Annotated in this window: 17 protein-coding genes and 1 tRNA gene; 8 read left to right on the forward strand and 10 right to left on the reverse strand. The window is 66.6% G+C overall.

All coding sequences use genetic code 11. The annotated features are described in order from the left end of the window. Window positions 1-10 precede the first annotated feature (10 nt). The gene (locus RH91_RS12425) at window positions 11-1,171 is read right to left on the reverse strand and encodes a DUF3734 domain-containing protein (RefSeq protein ID WP_010163103.1); all 1,161 of its coding nucleotides are present in this window, start codon (window positions 1,169-1,171) and stop codon (window positions 11-13) included. Between the two features lie 160 nt (window positions 1,172-1,331). Between RH91_RS12425 and ypfJ the strand changes: the two genes are divergently transcribed. Then, entirely contained in the window at window positions 1,332-2,258 is a 927-nt protein-coding gene (ypfJ, locus tag RH91_RS12430) for a KPN_02809 family neutral zinc metallopeptidase (protein ID WP_010163104.1), read from the forward strand. A 194-nt stretch (window positions 2,259-2,452) separates the two neighbouring features. Here ypfJ and RH91_RS12435 read toward each other — a convergent pair whose 3' ends face one another. Continuing rightward, window positions 2,453-3,403, reverse strand: coding sequence for an MDR family NADP-dependent oxidoreductase (locus tag RH91_RS12435; protein ID WP_010163106.1), 951 nt, complete (start codon window positions 3,401-3,403; stop codon window positions 2,453-2,455). Window positions 3,404-3,578: 175 nt separating this feature from the next. Beyond that, a complete protein-coding gene (locus RH91_RS12440; protein WP_010163107.1) occupies window positions 3,579-4,631 on the reverse strand; it encodes a DUF2171 domain-containing protein in 1,053 nt (350 codons plus the stop codon). Between the two features lie 225 nt (window positions 4,632-4,856). Between RH91_RS12440 and RH91_RS12445 the strand changes: the two genes are divergently transcribed. The 3 genes from RH91_RS12445 (at window position 4,857) to RH91_RS12455 (ending at window position 6,931) form a co-directional block, all read left to right on the forward strand. Beyond that, window positions 4,857-4,932: transfer RNA gene (locus tag RH91_RS12445), tRNA-Ala, on the forward strand. A 404-nt stretch (window positions 4,933-5,336) separates the two neighbouring features. Then, window positions 5,337-6,185: an oxygenase MpaB family protein gene (locus RH91_RS12450; RefSeq protein WP_010163108.1), complete on the forward strand. Its 849-nt coding sequence runs from the start codon at window positions 5,337-5,339 to the stop codon at window positions 6,183-6,185. Then, the gene (locus RH91_RS12455) at window positions 6,182-6,931 is read left to right on the forward strand and encodes an NUDIX hydrolase (RefSeq protein WP_010163109.1); all 750 of its coding nucleotides are present in this window, start codon (window positions 6,182-6,184) and stop codon (window positions 6,929-6,931) included. The genes RH91_RS12450 and RH91_RS12455 overlap by 4 nt, the downstream gene beginning before the upstream one ends. Here the strand turns inward: RH91_RS12455 and RH91_RS12460 are convergent, their stop codons facing one another. From RH91_RS12460 to RH91_RS12475, 4 genes are all read right to left on the reverse strand, one after another. Then, window positions 6,932-7,483, reverse strand: coding sequence for a hypothetical protein (locus tag RH91_RS12460; RefSeq protein WP_029623833.1), 552 nt, complete (start codon window positions 7,481-7,483; stop codon window positions 6,932-6,934). A 204-nt stretch (window positions 7,484-7,687) separates the two neighbouring features. After that, window positions 7,688-7,999 (reverse strand): hypothetical protein, encoded by a 312-nt coding sequence (locus RH91_RS12465; RefSeq protein WP_010163111.1) that lies wholly within the window; start codon window positions 7,997-7,999, stop codon window positions 7,688-7,690. A gap of 55 nt (window positions 8,000-8,054) precedes the next feature. Next, entirely contained in the window at window positions 8,055-8,837 is a 783-nt protein-coding gene (locus tag RH91_RS12470) for a transglutaminase-like domain-containing protein (RefSeq protein WP_010163112.1), read from the reverse strand. Between the two features lie 78 nt (window positions 8,838-8,915). Then, on the reverse strand, window positions 8,916-9,650 hold the full coding sequence (locus RH91_RS12475) for a Bax inhibitor-1/YccA family protein (protein WP_029623835.1): 735 nt from the start codon (window positions 9,648-9,650) through the stop codon (window positions 8,916-8,918). A 257-nt stretch (window positions 9,651-9,907) separates the two neighbouring features. On the opposite strand from RH91_RS12475, the gene RH91_RS12480 reads away from it, so the two are divergent. Together RH91_RS12480 and RH91_RS12485 are read left to right on the forward strand one after the other, a co-directional pair. Beyond that, window positions 9,908-11,494 (forward strand): spinster family MFS transporter, encoded by a 1,587-nt coding sequence (locus tag RH91_RS12480; protein ID WP_010163114.1) that lies wholly within the window; start codon window positions 9,908-9,910, stop codon window positions 11,492-11,494. A 178-nt stretch (window positions 11,495-11,672) separates the two neighbouring features. After that, window positions 11,673-12,050, forward strand: a complete 378-nt coding sequence (locus RH91_RS12485; protein WP_010163115.1) for a PilZ domain-containing protein — start codon at window positions 11,673-11,675, stop codon at window positions 12,048-12,050. A gap of 19 nt (window positions 12,051-12,069) precedes the next feature. Here RH91_RS12485 and RH91_RS12490 read toward each other — a convergent pair whose 3' ends face one another. The 3 genes from RH91_RS12490 to RH91_RS12500 all read right to left on the reverse strand — a co-directional run bounded on the left by RH91_RS12490 (window position 12,070) and on the right by RH91_RS12500 (window position 14,891). Continuing rightward, complete coding sequence (locus RH91_RS12490) at window positions 12,070-12,606, reverse strand: superoxide dismutase family protein (protein ID WP_010163116.1); 537 nt, start codon at window positions 12,604-12,606, stop codon at window positions 12,070-12,072. Between the two features lie 253 nt (window positions 12,607-12,859). Next, window positions 12,860-13,870, reverse strand: coding sequence for a ferritin-like domain-containing protein (locus RH91_RS12495; protein ID WP_010163117.1), 1,011 nt, complete (start codon window positions 13,868-13,870; stop codon window positions 12,860-12,862). Window positions 13,871-13,910: 40 nt separating this feature from the next. Continuing rightward, window positions 13,911-14,891, reverse strand: a complete 981-nt coding sequence (locus tag RH91_RS12500) for a ferritin-like domain-containing protein (protein WP_010163118.1) — start codon at window positions 14,889-14,891, stop codon at window positions 13,911-13,913. 409 nt (window positions 14,892-15,300) lie between these two features. Here RH91_RS12500 and acnA point away from each other — a divergent pair, with 409 nt between their 5' ends. Continuing rightward, a complete protein-coding gene (gene acnA / locus RH91_RS12505) occupies window positions 15,301-17,973 on the forward strand; it encodes an aconitate hydratase AcnA (protein ID WP_010163119.1) in 2,673 nt (890 codons plus the stop codon). Window positions 17,974-18,798: 825 nt separating this feature from the next. Further along, window positions 18,799-20,187 carry a helix-turn-helix domain-containing protein gene (locus RH91_RS12510; protein WP_010163120.1) on the forward strand — a complete coding sequence of 463 codons (1,389 nt, stop codon included), beginning with the start codon at window positions 18,799-18,801 and terminating at the stop codon, window positions 20,185-20,187. Window positions 20,188-20,262 lie beyond the last annotated feature (75 nt).

A 20,262-nucleotide genomic window follows, 5' to 3' on the forward strand; every position in this document is an offset into this window, starting at 1 on the left:
GGGGGAAGGGTCAGAACGGGCGCGGGGTGAGGCGCTGGGTCAGGTCGAACGCGGCGCTCTTGCCGGTCTCGATATTCTGCGCGATCAGCTCGGCGTTCGCCATCGTCTCGGCGACCGCCTTCATCCCCGCGTTCCAATGCTCGCGCATCGTGCGTGCGGAGAATTCGAAGTCGCGGCTCCCGCCCTCCCATGCATTGGCACGGTGGATGAGATGGACGAGGTTGACCGGATCGGCGTTGGTCCGTGCCGCGAGCGCCACCACGTCGGGGTCGTCGCGCATCGATTCGGGCAGCTTCGCGAGCACGCGGCGGGCGAGTTCGCGATCCTTGCGGTCGCGCATCATCTGGTCGGAGACCTGGCGCGTGCGGCTCGAGAAGCGGATCTCCTTCTCGCGCGCCATCACGTCCATGATCGTGCGCGGGCGTTCGGTCGCGGCGGGGAACAGGTCGATCTGGAACGCGAGCAATTCGCCCTGCTGATGTTCGAGCACGTGCGTCAGCGGAGTGTTGGAGACGAGCCCGCCATCCCACCACAGCCGCCCGTCGATCTCGATCGCGGGCAACCCCGGCGGCAGCGCGCCCGAGGCCATGATATGGCGCGCGTCGATCCGCATGTCGGTCGTGTCGAAATAGCTGAAATTGCCGCTCTCGACATCGACCGCGCCGACCGACAGCCGCACCGGCCCGTCGTTGAGCAGGTCCCAGTCGATCAGCCCGTCGAGCGTCGCCTTGAGCGGGGTGCTGTCGTAGAAGCTCAGCGCGTCCGGGGTGCCGGGGAAGGCCATCGTCGGAGGAAGGAGCCGCGGCGAGAAGAACCCCGGGACCCCCATCGACAACACGGTCGCAGCCGAGACCTCGTGGAGGAACTCGCGGATCCGGTCGTCGGGAAAGATCGGGAAGCACGGCAACGCGCCGGTCATCGTGTCCCAGAAGGCGGCGAGTTTCTCGACGCGCTGCTCCGGCGGATTGCCCGCGAAGATCGCGGCGTTGATCGCGCCGATCGAGATGCCCGAGACCCAGTCGATCTCGATCCCGCTCGACGCGAGTCCCTCGATCACTCCGGCCTGATAACTGCCGAGCGCACCGCCTCCTTGCAGCACAAGCGCCACACAATCGGGCAAGGGCAGCGCCTTCGCGCGCCGTTTGGGCTTGATCGACTCTGCATCCGCCATGCGTTCGACATGCGCGTGTTGCGGTGCGGGATCAACGACAGTTTGATGAAACGCGAACGGGTCCGCCTGACAAAAGTGCCGCATCGGCCTGCGCGCTTGCAACAAGCGGGGCCGCCGCGCATTCATGCCGCAACGGCAACGAATCCGGAATATATCCGCCATGCGTCTCGACGATTTCGATCCCAACATCAACGTCGAGGACCAGCGCGGTCAGGGCGGCGGCGGCGGTGGGTTCGGCGGGGGCGGCGGCGGTCTGCTGCTCGGGCTGGTGCCGCTGGTGTTCAGCCGGTTCGGTTGCGGCGGCGTGGCGGTTTTGCTCGCAGTGCTGGTCTTCTTCGGTGGCGGCCTCGGCATGCTCGGTGGTGGCGGCGGGCAGGTCGGCGCGCCGACCCAGCAGGTCGGGCAACAGGGCGGGAGCGCGCGCGGCGGGACCGACGCCAAGTCGAGCTGCACGCTGAATGCCGAAAGCCGGACCGCGTGCAACGCGTTCAGTTCGGCGGACAAGACCTGGGCGGCGATCTTCCAGCGCAACGGGCAGCAGTTCCAGCAGCCCAAGCTCGTCTTCTACGGCGGCAACGGTCGTTCGGGCTGCGGCGCGGCACAGAGCGCGATGGGACCGTTCTATTGCCCGCGCGACCAGGGCGTCTATCTCGACACCAGCTTCTTCGCAGAACTCGCCAACCGCTTCGGCGCAAAGGGCGATTTCGCGCAGGATTATGTGATCGCGCATGAATTCGGCCATCACATCCAGAACCTGCTCGGCACGTCCGACAAGGTTTCGCAGATCCAGCGAAGCGGCAACGAGGTCGAGGGCAACCAGGCATCGGTCAAGCTCGAGCTGCAGGCGGATTGCTATGCCGGCGTGTGGGCGGCGCAGAATCGCGACCGGCTCGAGCCCGGCGACGTTGAGGAAGGCATGACCGCCGCGCATGCGATCGGCGACGATACGCTCCAGCAGCAGTCGCAGGGCCGCGTGGTGCCCGACAGCTTTACGCACGGCACCTCGGCTCAGCGGATGAAGTGGTTGCGGACCGGAATGGAGAGCGGCGATCCGAATGCGTGCAATACGTTCGCAGGGGCGATCTAAGGGTCGCCCTGCTTTCGCTATCTACCTCCCCGGCGAAGGCCGGGGCCCAGTAGTGAGAAGCAGGGAAACGAAGCGTGAAATTTCGATAACGCTTGTTCCTCTCTTGGGCCCCGGCCTTCGCCGGGGTGGCACTGGCAATCCGGCGTGAACAACCGACCGAGGGCGTCGCGCCGCGACACCCCCGGCCAGAGACCTTACAGCCGAACCAGCATCTTCCCCGTATTCCCCCCGCTGAACAACCCGAGGAACGCGTCCGGCGTCGCATCGAGACCGTTATGGACGGTATCCTGACTGGTCAGCGCACCCGACTTCACCATCGCCGCCATATCCTGGTAGAATTCCTGCGCCCGCGCGAAATACGGCGTCACGAGGAAGCCCTGGATCCGGATGCGCGCCGCGATGACACGCATCAGATATTTCAGCTCGGTCGGCTTGCTGCTGTTATAGCCCTCGATCATCCCGCAGACCGCGAACCGCGCCTGATCGTTCGCATGTGCCAGCGCCGCATCGAGGTGACTTCCCCCGACATTGTCGAAATACACGTCGATCCCGTTCGGGGCCGCGGCGCCGAGCGCCTTCACCAGCGGGACGTCGCCCTTATAGTCGATCACGTGATTCGCGCCGAGCGACGTGACCCAGGCGCACTTGTCCGCGCCGCCGGCCGAGCCGATCACCGTCATGCCCTTGGCCTTGGCGACCTGCACCACCGTCGACCCGACCGCGCCTGCCGCCGCCGAGACGAACACGGTATCGCCCGCCTTTGCCGACGCGACGTCGAGCAGGCCCCAATAGGCGGTCATCCCCGGCATCCCCAGCATCCCGAGGAACTGCTCCACCGGAACGCCGAGATCGGGCAGCTTCTGGACCTGTGCCGCGGGCAGGACGGCTTCGTCGCGCCAGCCGAGCATGTGCTGGACGATGTCGCCGACCTTGATCCCGTCGGCACGGCTCTCGACGACCTCACCGAGCGCCCCGCCCTGCATCGGCTCGCCAAGCGCGAACGGTGCGACGTAGGACTTGGTGTCGTTCATCCGGCCGCGCATGTACGGATCAACCGACAGCCATCTGTTGGCGACGCGGACTTCGCCGTCGTTCAGCGCTGCCGGAGCGGTTTCGACAAGCGCGAAATTGTCCGCCTGCGGCATGCCGTTGGGGCGACTTTTCAAGGTCCAGGAACGGGGCATCTGTCTTTACTCCAGGCTGTGTTTCGAAATGGAGGTATGCGCAGCGCGCGCGCGTGGCAACGAAAAACCCCTCCTCCGCGCGGGCGGAGGAGGGGCCGATCCGGCGAACCGGAATTCGCCGTGTGATACGAGGGGTTTAGTAGGTGCCGCCAAAGCTCTTGTTGAGCGTCCGCGGGCCGGTGCTGCCGGTCGTATCGGTCTGTGCCGAGCCTTTGTCGTCCTCACCGAAGAACGCCTTGTTGCGTTCCTCGTCGCGCCAGTGCGCCTTGGCGTCCTCGGCGGTCTTCGAGATCGTCACCTTGTCATCGACGGTCTGGAGCCAGCTCGACGGGATCGAGTGGTGGCGACCGCCCGCGTCAGTATCGGTCTTGGTCAGGATGATGCGATCACCGCTGACCTTGTCGACCTTGCCGACATGCCCACCGTCCGACCCGACGACATCCATATGCTCGGTGACCTTGGACAGCGACGAGCGTTGCGTCTGCCGATTGGTGCGCCACGAGCCGAACTCGGACTCGAACCGGCCGCGGTTCTCCTCGCGATATTCGTGATAATCACGGTCGAGCGCGTCGATCTGCGACCGGCGCCAGTTGCCGTAATGCTCGTCATGCACGCCGCTGTAGCGCTGTTCGTCGAAGCGGGCGTCCGCATCGCGGCGGCGGCTTGCTTCGTCGTCGCCGAACCACGAACGGACCTCGTCGCCTGCGCGGTCGAAGAAGCCACGGTCGTCATAGTCATAGCCCTGTGGCTGGCGGCCATAACCCTGCTGGTTCTGGCCACGGCCGTCACCCCGGTTCGACTGGCGGTTGCCGTACATATCGGGGCGACCGTAATCGTTGCGGCCCTGGTTGCCGTAGCTGCCACCGCCCTGGAAGCGATCGTTCTGCGCGCCGCCGCCGTAGGACCCGCGGCCATTGGAACGGTCGCCGTACGTGTTCGCGCCATAATGGTCGCCGCCACCCTGGCTCTGATGACCGCCGCGATCGCGATCGTAGCCGCCCTGGTTGCCGTAGCTGCCACGGTTGTCCTGATCGTCGTCCTGGATGCCGTAATTCTGATAGCGCGCAGCGCCATAGTCGCGTCCCGACGCCGCCGAGCGGTCGCCGTACGAACTCTGGCTGTAGCCACGCTCGCGTTCGCGATTGTCATACCGGTCCGAACCGGGGCGGGAATAGCGTTCATCAACCATGATAGCGTCCTCCTGAGACAATGGTCACCAAATGGCGCGTCGTTCGATGCGTCCTGATGGTGCGTCTAAAACCCTGAAAAACGGCAGGAGGTTCCGCGATTTGACGCAAACCCAGGGCGAACCGTCGCCCCCGTCTGATGGGAAGATCGTCAGCAATGTTGCGTCCCGCCCAAACCGCCGCTATGGCGGCACTCCCGCCCGGAAATGGCGGGAATGGCGTGGTGCGGGGCTGTAGCTCAGATGGGAGAGCGCTGCAATCGCACTGCAGAGGCCAGCGGTTCGATTCCGCTCAGCTCCACCACGCCTGATCACAGCCAGAATCTGAAATGCCCGCCTGGCGAGCGGCAGAGAGGCCGATCATCTCGGGGGCAGCAGAAAGCGCGCCGACCGAAATTGTGAGTACGCGTTGCTTGCCGCGGCGGTAGATGTATCAGCCTTTACGCTTGGCGATGACGCGACCGATGGCGGTAAAGAGCGTATCAATATCGCGCTGCCTGTTGATCTCGAAGGCGATCAACGTCGCGGTCATCCCCAACCGCCGTCGCTTGTCCGCACGACCGTGGGAAGGCGCTTGCTTCCAGGCTTATCACCCTCGTGCCCCTTGCGAGCAAGCCTGCACCTTTGGTCACCTGCCGCACGTCGCGCGGGATTGCGGGAACGCAAGGACCCTAGTCGCGCGCGCATCGTTCAGTCATCATGCCATCGATGTCCCCAGCCGACCGTCTCGCCCGCCCGCTGAAGGGGCTGATCATCGGCCAGGTCCGCGCGCTGTTCAACGACACGGCGCGCGGCGAGCGTCCGGTCCAGCGGCGAGAGGATGCGTTGTTTCCGCCGGATTCGGTCGCGTGGCGGGTGCATGGCGATGTCACCTCGATGCTGGTGGGTGGCGTCACCGCGTTGATGCTCCAGATGCTCCACCCCAAGGTGCTTGCGGGGGTGTGGGACCATTCCGGCTTCCGCGACGACATGCAGGGGCGGTTGCGGCGCACCGCGCGGTTCATCGCGGTGACGACCTATGGCGCGCCCGACGATGCGGCGGCGTTGCTCGCGAAGGTCCGGCGGATCCACGATCACATCGGTGGAACGCTCCCCGACGGCACGCCGTATCGGGCGAATGATCCGGCGTTGCTCGCCTGGGTCCATGTCAGCGAAGTGTTGAGCTTCCTCGACGGCTGGATCCGTTATGGCGAGCCGGGCATGTCGCGCGCCGACCAGGACCGCTATGTCGCGGAAATGGCGCGGATCGCGGCCCCGCTCGGGGTCGATCCGATCCCGCGCACGCGCGCCGAGGCGGAGGCGATCCGTACCGCGATGCGCCCGCAGTTGCGCGTCGATGCGCGGACTCGCGATGTCGCGACCGTGTTGCTGAACGAGCCCGCGCCGTCGATCGCGGCACGCCCGTTCCAGGCGATGACGATGCAGGCGGCGATCGACCTGCTGCCGGGCTGGGCGCGATCGATGCACGGGTTCGAGCAGCCCGGCGTCGGCGTGCCGCTGCTGCGGGCAGGGACATTCGGGGTTGCGAGCACGTTGCGCTGGGCGTTCCGCGCATGACCGCGCCGTCCGCGACGCCGATCCCCGCCGCGACGCTCGTGCTGTTCCGGGCAGGGGCGGGAGCGCCCGAACTGCTGTTCGTCGAACGCTCGCGCGCGATGGCGTTTGCGGGCGGGGCGCTGGTCTTCCCGGGTGGGCGAGTCGATCCCGGCGACCGGGCGCTGGCGACAAGTTACGACGGCGACAGCGACGACGTCAGCGCGCGGATCGCGGCGATCCGCGAGACGCTCGAGGAGGTCGGCGTGCCGGTCGGCCTGCCGCCGCTTGCCGCTACTGACCTTGCCGCGATGCGCGCGGCGTTACAGGCGGGGGTACCGTTGGGAACGGTGCTGGACGGGCTTCCGCTGGCGCTCGACGCGCTGGTCCCGTTCAGCCGCTGGTGCCCCTCGCATGCGCCCGCGCGGATCTTCGACACGCGTTTCTATCTGGTCGAGCTTCCGGAAGGCGCCCCCGCGCCGATCGTCGACGATACCGAGAATGTCCGCGTCTTCTGGGCGACCGCGCAGGCGGTGCTTGACGCGGCGGATGCGGGGCAGGCGACGGTCATCTTCCCGACCCGGCGCAATCTCGAGCGGCTGGCGCAGTTTGCAAGCTTCGCCGCCGCCGCCGAGGATGCTTCGCGCTTCCCGCAGCGGACGGTGACGCCGTGGGTCGAGAATCGCGCCGGCGTCGCGCATCTGTGTATCCCGGACGATCTGGGCTATCCCGTCACGGCCGAACCAATGCGCGACGCGGTGCGCGGATGATCAGTGCGGCAGGACGCCCGCTTCGACCTTCTCGACCCATTTCGGGTAGAAACCGGGTTGCCGGTTCGACCAGCCCGACGCGGTGGCGGCGGCCTCGCTGATCGACTGGAGCAGCTTGCGGCGCAGATCCGGGTGCAGGTGCGGGAGCGCGGCTGCAGCGCAGAACGCAGCCGGAAGCCACGGGCGAACCTCGGGACCGACGAGCCGCTCGTACAGGAAGCGATAGGCGGCAAAGGTCGTGAGGCGTCCTTGTCCGAGGTCGAACGCGGTCACCGTCAGCAGCGGGGCGAGAAAGGGTTCGACCGATTCGAGCGTTCCGCCCTCGGGCATCGTCAGCCGGATATCCGGCAGACGAACGTAGAGGCGCGCCTGTGCCCGGATGCTCGCCGCCTCGACCACGTCGCGCGACCAGCGCGCCATCGCGTCTTCCCGGTCCAATCCGATGTCGAGCGAGCGGCGGATGTAGCGTTGCGTTGCCGCCGGAAACCCGGCGAATTCCTTCATCTCTGCCAGCGTCATCGTGCCGTTGGCCGCTTTCATCCGAGAACCCATCGTGCCACTCCGCTACAATCGTGCAGTCAGGCGATGATGCGCTCAATGGATTGATCCATGGTTAACACGCAACGCCCGCTGCACGAGCAAGCGACCACAGAATGTGTTGCAACGCAACATCTGTTGCGATCAGATGAGTCTGGCGACCGAAGATTTCGAAAAGTGCGACACCCGCGCAACAGCGGCGCGGGTGTCGTTAAAAGGTCAGGCCTTGTCGGCGGCAATCTTCGCCTCAGCGTCGGCGTCATACCCCGACGACTTGGGCGGCTCGCCATTCTCGCCCGGACGGGTCGAGGCGGGTGGATCGGAGGCGTCCATCGACTCGTCCAGCGCGTTGTCGAGCGCCGCATCGGGGCTGTCCGGGTTGCGCTCGAGCCGCTGCGCGATCGACTGGTCCTGCCCGGCATCCTGCTTGGGATGCTGGATGTGCTTGGCATCGTCCTCTTCCGGATCGCCGGGGGCAACCGAGAGGCCGTCGAGCGCCTGCTCGTCGATCAGCTTGGGGTCGTCGGTCATGATGGTCTCCTGATCGTTAGCCCCATAGAACGATCCGACCTGCGTGCCTGTTCCCTCAGCCGAGCCGCGTGACCGATACGCGCTGCGCCATGAAGGTCGCGCTGCCGAACACGGTCATGAACGCGATGTCGGTCGCATCGCGCCCGACCGCGACGCGGACGAGGTCGGCGCAGGACGCCATCCGCGTTGCGTCGACGAGATGCCAGCCGCCGCCGATCCACAGCTCCGCCACCGCGTGGAAATCGGGCGGGTCGACGCCGGGTGCATAGGCCGAAACGCAACGCGCGGGGATTCCCCCGGCGCGGGAAAGCGCGACGAGGAGGTGCGCATAGTCGCGGCACACCCCATGCCGCTCGGCGAAGGTCATCATCGCGGTCGTCGTCCCGTTCGACGTCCCGCATTCGTAGCGCAGATGCCCCGCGACCCAGTCGACGAGCGCCGCCGCGAGCGCGCCGCCCTGCAGGCGCCCGAATTGCTGGTCGACGAACCCCTCCAGCCGGTCCGATTCACAATAGCGGCTGGGAAGGAGATAGGGGATCGTCTCGGGCGGCATCGCGCGGACCGGAGTGGGGCCGAGCGTCGCGAAGTCGACGAAGGGGCGGTCGATCCGCACGATCGCCGTGTAATCCGCGCGGAACGCGCCTTCGCCGCGCGCCCAACAGCGTTGCCCGATCCCGTCCTCGCCGCGGATCGCGCGCAGCGGCTCGGGGGAATAGACGCGCAGGTCCTGAACCTCGAGGTGCTGGTCGGGCATTTTCGCGGCCTCGATCAGCAGCAGCACGTCGGCCGCGCCGTCGATTGTGTAGTCGAGCATGGCCTCGATCGCGATGCGCATCATGATCCTTCAGGGGCAAGAAAAAGGGCCCGATGGAGTGTTCCATCGGGCCCTTCCGAAAGGCCGTTCCCGGCGGTGCGTTTAGTTGCGGTTACCGAACAGACGCAGGATGAACAGGAACATGTTGATGAAGTCGAGGTACAGGCTGAGCGCCGACATGATCGTCACGCGCTGCTCGTCCTGCGTCCCGGCGACCTGCGCGTAGAGCGCCTTGGTCCGCTGCGTGTCGTAGGCGGTGAGGCCCGCGAACAGCAGCACGCCGACGAAGCTGATGACCAGCCCGAGCGGCCCGGAGTTGAGGAAGATGTTGAGCAGGCTTGCGACCATCAGGCCGATCACGCCCATCACGAGGAACGTGCCGAACGCCGACAGGTCCCGCTTGGTGGTGTAGCCGTACAGGCTGAGGCCACCGAACGCCGCTGCCGTCGCGAAGAACGCCTGCGCGATGGCGACCGGGCTGTAGACCAGGAAGATCGTCGAGAGCGACAGGCCCATGGCGACCGCAAAGCCCCAGAACATCATCTGGAGCGTGCTGTTCGCCATCCGCGCCTGGCCGAAGCTCATCCCGAAGACGAAACCGAGTGGCGCGAGCGTGATGACCCACTTGAGGATGCCGGGGCCGCCGAATACCGAAGCCGCAGCACCGCTGGCGACGAAGCCGAGCGCGACGATGCCGGTCAGCAGGACCGCCGACGTCATGTAATTGTAGACAGACAGCATGTACCGCCGCAGGCCGGCGTCATACGCCTCCGAGCGGGTGGTCCCAGCCGTCTGGAACGCAGACGCGTTCGGACGGGGATCAGACCAGTTTGCCATTACCAAAAGCTCCTTGCAGCCGGCCGTGTGCCGGTTGTCCTGAATATCGGCGCAGTGCGGCCGCTTTTCAAGCGAATCCACGCGTCGCGCGAGGGCAGCAACACAGCGTAACAAACGCACGGTCGGATCCGCGACCTTCGCCGCTGCGACGTGTATCGCCGACGGTAAGCCCGCCACTCCCCGCTAATTCGCTTTCGTAATCGCGGTATGCTCTATAGGCTTCGCCGAAAGAGCAGAAACGACCGAGAGGAGCCAGCATGACGCCCACCGGCACGGCGCCGTCGCATTCGACGCCCGGAACGCCCGAAACTGCGCGTGTTTCGCGCTATGCCTGGTACGTCCTGACGATCCTGTTCCTGATCTACGTGCTCAACTTCGTCGATCGCCAGATCATCTCGATCCTTGCCGAGGACATCAAGCGCGACCTGCATTTGAAGGATGAGGATCTCGGATTCCTGTACGGGACCGCGTTCGGCGTGTTCTATTCGCTGTTCGGAATTCCGCTCGGGCGGCTGGCGGACAATTGGCACCGGGTTCGCCTGATGACGGTCGGGCTGGCCCTGTGGTCGACGATGACCGCCGCCTCGGGGCTCGCGTCGAGCGGGACCGGGCTTGCGGGCGCACGGATCGGCGTCGGGGTAGGGGAGGCGACCGCAAGCCCGTCGGCGTATTCGATGATCTCGGACTATTTCCCCAAGCGGCTGCGCGCCACCGCGCTCGCCATCTACTCGTCCGGACTGTATGTCGGGGGCGGGCTTTCGCTCGGGATCGGGGGGCTGATCGTCCAGCGGTGGAACCATGCGTATCCGTCGGGCGGCCCGCTTGGGCTGCATGGATGGCAGGCGGCGTTCATGATCGTCGGCATCCCCGGCCTCATCCTCGCGGCTGTCGTTGCGACGTTGCGCGAGCCGATCCGGGGCGCGGTCGAGGGGTTGCCCCGGCCGGAGCGGCACCCCGCGCCGTTCAACGCCTTCCTGGGCGAACTGGTCACGATCCTGCCGCCGTTCACGCTGATCGGCGCGGCGCGCGGCGGGGCGGTCTCGCTCTTGGTCAACGTGCTTGCGCTCGGGGTCGTGGTTGGCGGGGTGCTGACGCTGCACGCGTTCGGCGAACCCTGGCCGCAATGGATCGCAGTGGGGATCGGGGTCTACGCGGTGTTCTCCTGGGCCGCCGCGCTCAAGCGGCGCGATGCGCCGACCTATCGCCTCATCGTCGGCAATCCGGCTTTCCTCTGCATCGTCGTCGCTTACGGTCTGAACGCGTTCATGGCCTACGCGATCAGCTTCTGGGCGGCGCCGTTCGTGTTGCGGACGCTGGGCGAAACGCCGGCGATGGCCGGGCTGTTCGTGGGTTCGACCGGAGCGCTCGCGGGCTTCCTCGGGGTGATGCTCGGCGGGTTGATGGCGGATCGGTTGCGGCGTCGCAATCCGGCGGGGCGCGTGCTCGTCGTGCTGTTCGGTGCGACCGTGCCGATCCCGTTCGTCATCGCCGCCTTCACCGCCTCCTCGACCGCCGTATTCTACCCCTGTTTCTTCATCGCCAGCATCTGCGCGAGCACCGCATTGGGTGCGGCGGGGGCAACGATGCAGGATCTGGTGCTGCCGCGCATGCGGGGGACCGCGACCGGCACGTTCTTCATCGGCACGACGCTGCTCGGGCTGGCGATGGGGCCGTACCTCGCGGGACGGATCTCGACGCTGTCGGGAAGTCTGTCGGTGGGTGTTCTGTCGCTGCTGTGCGCTGCGCCGATCACGATTGCGGCGGGGATCGCGGCGTACCGGCTGGTGCCGCGCGCGGAGGCACAGCGCGAGGAATGGGCGCGCGCGGCGGGCGAGGACATCTGACCGCCGGGCACATGGCGTGACGGTTGGGGAAACGCGCTTGCGCTGATCCTTTGGGATGATCCGGCGGGCGTTTCATTCCAACGGATGACCCTTGCAGCGGCTTTGGCCGCCCTTCGGCAACCTTTGGGAAAGGGGTCGCGTCGCTACCTTCGCTGCAATCATACAGGGGGAGGGATCGATGTTTTCGGCTGAAATCGTCCGGTTGCCGGAGGGCGCGCCACCGCGCGGCCGGCGTAGTGTCCGCGATGCGGGCCGCATCACCGTCGCGATGCCCGGGCGGGTCGGGGATCAGGGGGCGCGCAGTCTGTGCCGGATCTCGGACCTGTCCACCTCGGGCGCGCGGCTCAAGACGTTCGAGCCGCTGGTGCCGAACAGCGTGGTCATGGTGCGCCTGCCCAACCAGCCGCCCCGCCGCGCGCGCGTAGTCTGGGCGGACGAGTATACCGCCGGGTGCGCGTTCGAGACGCCGATCGAGCAGGCCCTGTTCGACGCGCTGGTCGCGATCTACGGGTTCACGCCAGCGCTGCCCGAGATCGCGATGTTCCGGATGGGGTAACGGGGGGTGAAACGGGGGCTCAGCTCGCGCCGAACACCCCGCAGGCGACGCGGCCCCCGCTGTTGCCCGACGGATCGGTCATCAGGTCGTCGGGGTTGGCGTGGACGACCATCGCGGCGCCGTCGGCGTCGAGCAGCCCCGCCATCGTCGCGCCGGGCAACACAAGGCCGATCGTCCCACGCCCGTTGGTGCCGACGATCAGGTTCGGCAGATCGCCCTGATGCGGTCCCTGCGGGTTCATCGTGCCGTGCTTGGTCGCGGTCGGGTTCCAGTGCGGGCCGGCGGTCGTGAAATCGGGGGCGTCGCAATGCCCGACCGAATGGATATGCGCGCCATGCGTCCCCGCGGGCATGCCGTGGACGTCGAGCGTGATCCGCAGCCCGCCGCCGACCTCGGTCGCGGTCGCACGCCCCACGTCCGCGCCATCGGCGGTGCGCAGCATCGCCACCGCATGCGCGCCATTGGCGAGCGGCGCGCCGGTTCTGACTTCGGGCTTGTCGCACGCCGAAAGACTGAGCGTCATCACGGCTGCCGCGGCGAGGATCGGTACGCGCATAGGGAATCTCCAGGTCTGATGCCGCGATAGTATTGCGCGCTAACACCCGCCGCGACAAGCGAAGCCCGCACGCCGTCGCGAACGCCCTCCGCCCGGTGAGCAGCGGCACGGCGGGGCCTTGGTCGCGGCATTATCGCCGCGATCACGTCCTGCAGGATCAGGCCGCGGTCGACGGTGGACTGGCTCCAGACGTCCGACACAAAAAAAGGGCCGCGCGAGTAACTCGCGCGGCCCCGCAGTTCGTCGTCTCAAGTCAGTTCGCGTTGCTGGTCTTGATCGTGCCGTTGACGCCGTTCGGAAAGAACCCGCCGCCGACCGTCGCCGACTTGGTCAGATAGACGATGTTGAGGACGTTCGCCGCGGTGCGGCTGTACGCGATCCCCGAGCTGTCGGTCGGCACGATGTTCGAGATCGTGTTGTCCGCACCCGCGATGCCCTGATCGTCGTCACTCGCGCCATCGAGGCTGTCGCGCGCGTCGCTGATCTGGCGGACCTGCTCGAAGATCGACCCCGCTGCGTTCCCTGCTGCGAAGCCCTTGCTGTACAGGATCGTGCGGATCAGGCCCGCATGATAGGCCTCCGCCGCCAGGATGCCGGCCGCCGCGTCGAGATACACCTTGCTCGTGAGCAAAGGTGCCGCACCCTTATATGCGCTGACCCCAACGTCCTCGAAGATGAACGCGCCGAGCAGGAAGTTGGTGTCGTTGGCGTACGGATCGAACGTCCCCGTCGCCGAGACCACGCCCGCCGCCCGCGCCGCGGCGGTGAACGCCCCGCTCGCGCTGCCATCGATGTTGATCGCGGGCATCGCGACCGCCGAGGCACCAAGCGCCTGACGCAGGAAGGCGACGTGCGCGATCTCGTCGCCGGCGATCTCGCGCGCATATTGCGCGACGACCGGATCGGTGAAGGTCACCTGTCGGCCCCCCGTGACCGCGCCCTGCGTCCCGGTTCCCGTGAGCTGCGACGCGGGGAGACCCGTGCCGAACACCGCGAAGGAATAGAATTGCGCCTCGAGATATTCGAGGTTGAGCGCGAAGTTCAGGATGTCCGCGTCGGTGATCGCCGCGGTCGGGGTGGGCGTGGGGGTCGGGGTGGGTTGCGGGACGACGGTGACGCCATTGCTGTCGCCGCACGCCGCGAGAAGCGAAAGCCCGCCCGCGGCGATCGACGCTTGCCCGGCAACGCGCAGGAAACTGCGCCGTTCTTCGCGGCGACGATCGCTCGCCTCCAGCACCTGCGTGAGGATGGTCTTGGTATCCATTGCTGCTCTCCCTTGGAGAATTCGTGACGTCGAAAGCGTCTTAATTGGCGCCGCTGAAGCGAAGGTCGGGGTTCGGGTTGTTCGTCCCGGCCGGGAAGAACCCGCCCGCCATCGCGCGTGCGTTGGTGAGGTACGCAATGTTGTGGACCTGCGCGACGGTCCGCGAGAAGGCGAGACCGTTGTTGTCGAGCGGAACGATGTTCGACGCGGTGCCGCCGTTGGCGGTGACCGGCGAGATGCCCTGGTCGAGATCGGTCGTGCCATCGAGGCTGTCGCGTGCGTTCGAGATCGCGTCGGCCGAAGTGCGCAGCGACGGCGTGGCGATACCCTTGCCGTACAGCACGGTGCGGACGAGGGCTGCGTGATACGCCTCTACCGCGAGGATGCCGGCGGCGGCCTCGAGATAGGTCTTGTTGGTCAGCAGCGTCGCGCCGCCCTTATAGGCGGTGACCCCGACGTCTTCAAAGATGAAGGCGCCAAGCAGGAAGCTGTTGTCGTCGGCATAGACGTCGAACGCCGCGCCCGCGCCGATCAGGCCCGCCGCGCGCGCCGCGTTGCTGAACGCCGAGGTCGGGGTGACGTCGATGTCGATCGCGGGCTGCGCGATCGCCGATGCGCCGAGCTGGGTCCGCAGGAAGGTAACGTGGGCAAGCTCGTCGCCTGCAATTTCCTTGGCATAGGCCGCAACGATCGGGTCGCTGAAATTGACCTTGCGTCCGCCCGTTACCGCGCCCTGCGTACCGAGACCGGTCAGCATGTTGGCGGCAAGCCCAGTGCCGTTGGCGGCGAAGCTGTAGAATTGCGCCTCGAGATATTCGAGGTTGAGCGCGAAGTTGAGCACGTCGGCATCGCTTGGCGCGGTCTGCGCCTCGGCACGCCCGGCGAGCCCGATGGCACCGCCCGCGATCCCCGCAACGGCGGCAGCGCCGAAAGCGGTCTTGAAAAAGTCGCGACGTTCGCTGCGGCGTTCTGCGCGCCGGTCGAAGGTTTCGATCAATTGCTGGTTAACATCGTCGGTCATGGAACTCGACCTCCCTGTGGATGGTGATGCGCTAACTTGCGACTGCAATCTTGGTTCCAACCTATTAATAAATAAGCACAAAACCGAAAAAACAGACGCGCGCCGACGGCATCCGGAAAATGCTTTTTCCGAACCCTCTCCCGTCGTGCCGCAGGTACGCCCGGGAATTTGAGCGGGATGCACCGGTAACGAAATATTACGTTCTGTTTCCGCCGCGTAAAAGAATGCGTCGTCGGAGGCGGTCTTCGCGATGAACGCGTCCCATCGTCCGCGCGCCCTTTCCCCCGCGATGCCCCCTTGCTAAGGGCTGCCCCGACTCTTGCATTCGCACAGTCGGTCGCGCCCGTGTGGAACCTGACGGTTTCGCCTCCCCGCCGCGGCCCGACGCATAGGGAAGGACCCGCTGCACATGACCGCCATTGGCCAGGACACACTCGGCACGCGCACCACGCTCGACGTCGGTGGCACCTCGTACGACTATTTCAGCCTCGCCACCGCCGCCGAGAAGCTGGGCGACATCAGCCGCCTGCCGTTCTCGATGAAGGTGCTGCTCGAGAATTTGCTGCGCTTCGAGGATGGCGTCACCGTCACCACCGAGGATCTCCAGGCGATCATCGACTGGCAGCAGGAGCGCAAGTCGGACCGCGAAGTCCAGTATCGCCCCGCGCGCGTGCTGATGCAGGATTTCACGGGCGTCCCCTGCGTCGTCGATCTGGCGGCGATGCGCGATGCGATCACCAAGCTCGGCGGCGACGCGGTCAAGATCAACCCGCTCGTTCCGGTCCACCTCGTGATCGATCACTCGGTGATGGTCGACGAATTCGGCACGCCGCAGGCGTTCGAGGATAACGTCGAGCTCGAGTATCAGCGCAACAACGAGCGCTACGAGTTCCTCAAGTGGGGTTCCAAGGCGCTCGACAACTTCAAGGTCGTACCCCCCGGCACCGGCATCTGCCACCAGGTCAACCTCGAGAACATCGCGCAGGCGGTGTGGTCCTCGACCGCGCCCGACGGCAAGATGATCGCATACCCCGACACATGCGTCGGCACCGACAGCCACACCACGATGGTCAACGGCCTCGGCGTGCTCGGCTGGGGCGTTGGCGGGATCGAGGCTGAGGCCGCGATGCTCGGCCAGCCGGTGTCGATGCTGATCCCTGAAGTCGTCGGCTTCAAGCTCACCGGCGAGCTCGCCGAGGGCATCACCGCGACCGATCTCGTGCTCACCGTCACCCAGATGCTGCGCGCGCGCGGCGTCGTTGGCCGGTTCGTCGAGTTCTACGGCCCGGGCCTCGACGCGCTCAGCCTCGCGGATCGTGCGACGATCGCCAACATGGCGCCCGAATATGGCGCGACCTGTGGCTTCTTCCCGGTCGATGACGCCACGCTCGATTACATGCGCCTGACCGGCCGCACCGAGGAGCAGATTGCGCTGACCGAGGCCTATGCCAAGGCACAGGGCATGTGGCGTCTGGCGGATGCGCCCGATCCCGTGTTCACCGACACGCTGTCGCTCGACATGGCGAACGTCGTGCCGTCGCTCGCCGGACCGAAGCGCCCGCAGGACAAGGTCATCCTCACCGAGGTCGACGACACGTTCAACGCCGATCTCGCCAAGGTCTATCACCACTCGACCGCCAAGCGCGTCCCGGTCGAAGGGCGTGACCATGACATCGGCGACGGCGACGTCGTGATCGCGGCGATCACGAGCTGCACCAATACCTCCAACCCTTCGGTGCTGGTCGCTGCAGGGCTGGTCGCGCGCAAGGCGAACGCGTTGGGCCTCAAGCCCAAGCCGTGGGTCAAGACCTCGCTTGCGCCGGGCTCGCAGGTCGTCACCGACTATCTCGACAAGGCCGGGCTCACGACCGACCTCAACGCGGTCGGTTTCAACCTCGTCGGCTATGGCTGCACCACCTGCATCGGCAACTCGGGCCCGCTCGCGCCCGCGATCTCCGCGGCGATCAACGGCAATGACATCGTCGCTGCCTCGGTCCTGTCGGGCAACCGCAACTTCGAAGGGCGCGTCTCGCCCGACGTGCGCGCGAACTTCCTCGCGTCGCCGCCGCTGGTCGTCGCCTATGCGCTCAAGGGCACGGTGACCGAGGACTTCACCACCACCCCGATCGGCCAGGCGACCGACGGCCATGACGTCTATCTCAAGGACATCTGGCCGACCAACGCCGAAGTCCGCGAAGTGATGGACGCGAACATCGGCCGCGGGATGTTCCAGTCGCGCTATGCCAGCGTGTTCAAGGGCGATGCCAAGTGGCAGGCGATCGAGATCGAAGGGTCGGACACCTATGCGTGGCCCGCCAGCTCAACCTACATCGCCAACCCGCCGTATTTCGAGGGCATGTCGATGACCCCGGCACCCGTGCAGGACATCATCGAGGCGCGTCCGCTCGCGATCCTCGGCGATTCGATCACGACCGACCACATCTCGCCAGCGGGTTCGATCAAGGCTGACAGCCCCGCAGGTGCGTGGCTGATGGAGCGGCAGGTGTCGCGCGCCGACTTCAACTCCTACGGTGCGCGGCGCGGCAACGACAACGTCATGGTCCGCGGCACCTTCGCCAACATCCGCATCAAGAACGAGATGGTCCCCGGCGTCGAGGGCGGCATGTCCTCGTACAAGGGCGAGACGATGCCAATCTACGACGCGGCGATGCGCTTCAAGGCGGATGGCGTTCCGATGATCGTCATCGCGGGCAAGGAATATGGCACCGGCTCGTCGCGCGACTGGGCGGCGAAGGGCACCAACCTGCTCGGCGTGCGCGTCGTCATCACCGAGAGCTTCGAGCGGATCCATCGCTCGAACCTCGTCGGCATGGGCGTGCTGCCGCTCCAGTTCGCGGAAGGCGTCGATCGCAAGACGCTGGGCCTCGACGGGTCGGAGAGCTTCACGATCATGAAGGTCTCGGAAATCCGTCCGCGCCAGGATGTCGAGGTCACGCTGACCCGCGCCGACGGCACGGTCGAGACGTTCATGACGCGCTGCCGGATCGATACCGTCAACGAGCTGGAGTATTTCCTCAACGGCGGCATCCTGCAGTACGTGCTGCGCAAGCTGGCGGCGTAAGCGGGGCGGGCGGGCTTCGGTCCGCCGGTCTTGATGCGTTGACGAAGGGGCGGGGAAACCTGCCCCTTTTTTTGGCTGTGTGGCAGAGTTGACCGTTTTCAAAACAGTGCCTCCCCGGCGAAGGCCGGGGCCCAAGTGGGCAGGTCGAGGAAGCGCAGCGCAGCGCGCGATGATCGACGGCCCGCTGCTGGGCCCCGGCCTGCGCCGGGGAAGCCCACGTGTGGCGCGGGGTCTCTTTGACGCCGTTCACAGGAAAGATCGTCGCGTAAGCGGGCCGGGCTTCGGGTCGCCGGTTTCCGGAAACGAAGAAGGGGGCGAAAAAACCTGCCCCGTCTTTCATGGTATGCGGTCATCGATTTGTAGTCGAGCACTTCCCCGGCGAAAGCCGGGGCCCAAGAGGGCAGGTCGAGGAAGCGCAGCGCAGCGCGCGATGATCAGCGGCCCGCTGCTGGGCCCCGGCCTGCGCCGGGAAAGGGAAGGGGTAGTCGTGCGGGGTGTCGGCGCACTGTTTGCCCCCCCCCCGTTCGTTTCGAGCGCAGTCGAGAAACCTGCGCTGTGCCCGGTTTCTCGACTTCGCTCGAAACGAACGGAAGGAAGGCACTGGGCAGAACGCAGCGGCCGAAGGGCACACCCCCCGCAACGGGAAATGCCCGCCACACTTGCGTGTGGCGGGCATCCTTTCCTCCCCAGGAAACTTTCTTGACCCGTCTCTAGAAGGACAAATGCGGTTCCGTATCGCCGGATCGTTCGGCAGCACGGTCACCTTGTCACGATCGTCGGTAAAGCGTACGTACGGTTGTAAAGTATTGACGAACGGAGGCGTAAGTGGCTGATCGTAAACTGTTTGCCGGGCATGCGGTCCGCCGGCTTCGGCGCGGTGCGGGGCTGACGCAGGCGGCGATGGCCGAAGTGCTGACGATCTCGCCGAGCTACCTCAATCTGGTCGAGAAGAACCAGCGACCCTTGTCGGCAACGCTGCTCGTCAAGCTCTCCGAGACGTTCGACTTCGATCCGCGTGCGCTGGCAGCGGGGGAGCCTGGCGGTGGCGAGGCGGCGCTGCGGCGCAGGCTCGCGGATCCGATGTTCGCTGACCTCGAGATCGATCGCAACGAGATCGAGGAATGGCTCGCGGGCGCACCCGGCGGCGCGGAGGCGTTCGCACGCGCGTTCGACCGCATGGGCGCGGGCGGCACCGCCGACGATGCCGCAGCGATCGATCCGATCAGCGAAGTCCGTCGCGAGATCGAACGCTGGCGCGGGCATTTCGCGGATCTCGACGCCGCCGCCGAGGCGCTCGCGGACGAGCTGCGGATGGGCGCGGGCGACCTGTATGGCGCGATCTCGGAGCGGCTTCGCGTCAAGCACCAGTTGACGATCCGCGTCCTGCCGGTCGACGTGATGCCCGACCTGCTCCGCCGCACCGACCTCCACGCGCGCCAGGTGCAATTGTCCGAGACGCTCGATCCCGCCAGCCGGACCTTCGCGGTCGCGGTCCAGCTCGCGCAGATCGAGGCGCGCGACGAGATCGAGGCGCTTGCCAAGGGGGCGGGGTTCGCTGACCGCGCCGCCGAGCGGCTCTACCGGCGGCACCTCGCCAATTATTATGCCGCCGCGCTGATGATGCCCTACGCCCGCTTCCTGCGCGCGTGCGAGGCGACGGGCTATGACCTCGAATTGCTCCAGCGGCGGTTCGGCGCGGGGTTCGAGCAGGTCGCGCACCGCGTGACGGCGTTGCAGCGGGTCGGTGCGCGCGGGCTGCCGTTCTTCCTCGTCCGGGTCGATCGCGCCGGGCAGGCGTCGAAGCGGTTCTCGGGCGCGAGCGCTTCGCCGCTGGCCGAGGCGGAGGCGCGTTGCCCGTTATGGCGGCTGCACGCCGCGTTCGATCGCCCGGGTACATTGGCGGTGCAGCTGGTTGCGCTCGAGGACGGATCGCGCTGGTTCACGATCGCGCGAACGGTGACGCCGCAGGGGCGACGCTACGGCACGGTGCCCGCGGAGTTCGTCGTCGGGATCGGGGTGGCGGCGGCGCATGCCGGGGCGCTCGCGGCGGCACGCGGGATCGACCTCACCGGCGAAGCGATGCCGATCGGGCTCGGCTGTCGTGCGTGCGGGCGGGGGCAATGCCCGCAACGGTCGCTTCCGCCGTCGGGGCGTGCGTTGACGGTCAACGAACGCGAGCGCGGCGTGAGCGGATTCTCGTTCGGCGGCGATTGAGCGTCTGTAAACAAACTCACAACATTACATCGTTGAACGGGGAACGTTTACGGCCCGACGCGCAACTTTGACCAT

Origin of the sequence: Sphingomonas sp. PAMC 26617 (assembly GCF_000242835.1) — a bacterium.
GTDB lineage: Bacteria > Pseudomonadota > Alphaproteobacteria > Sphingomonadales > Sphingomonadaceae > Sphingomonas.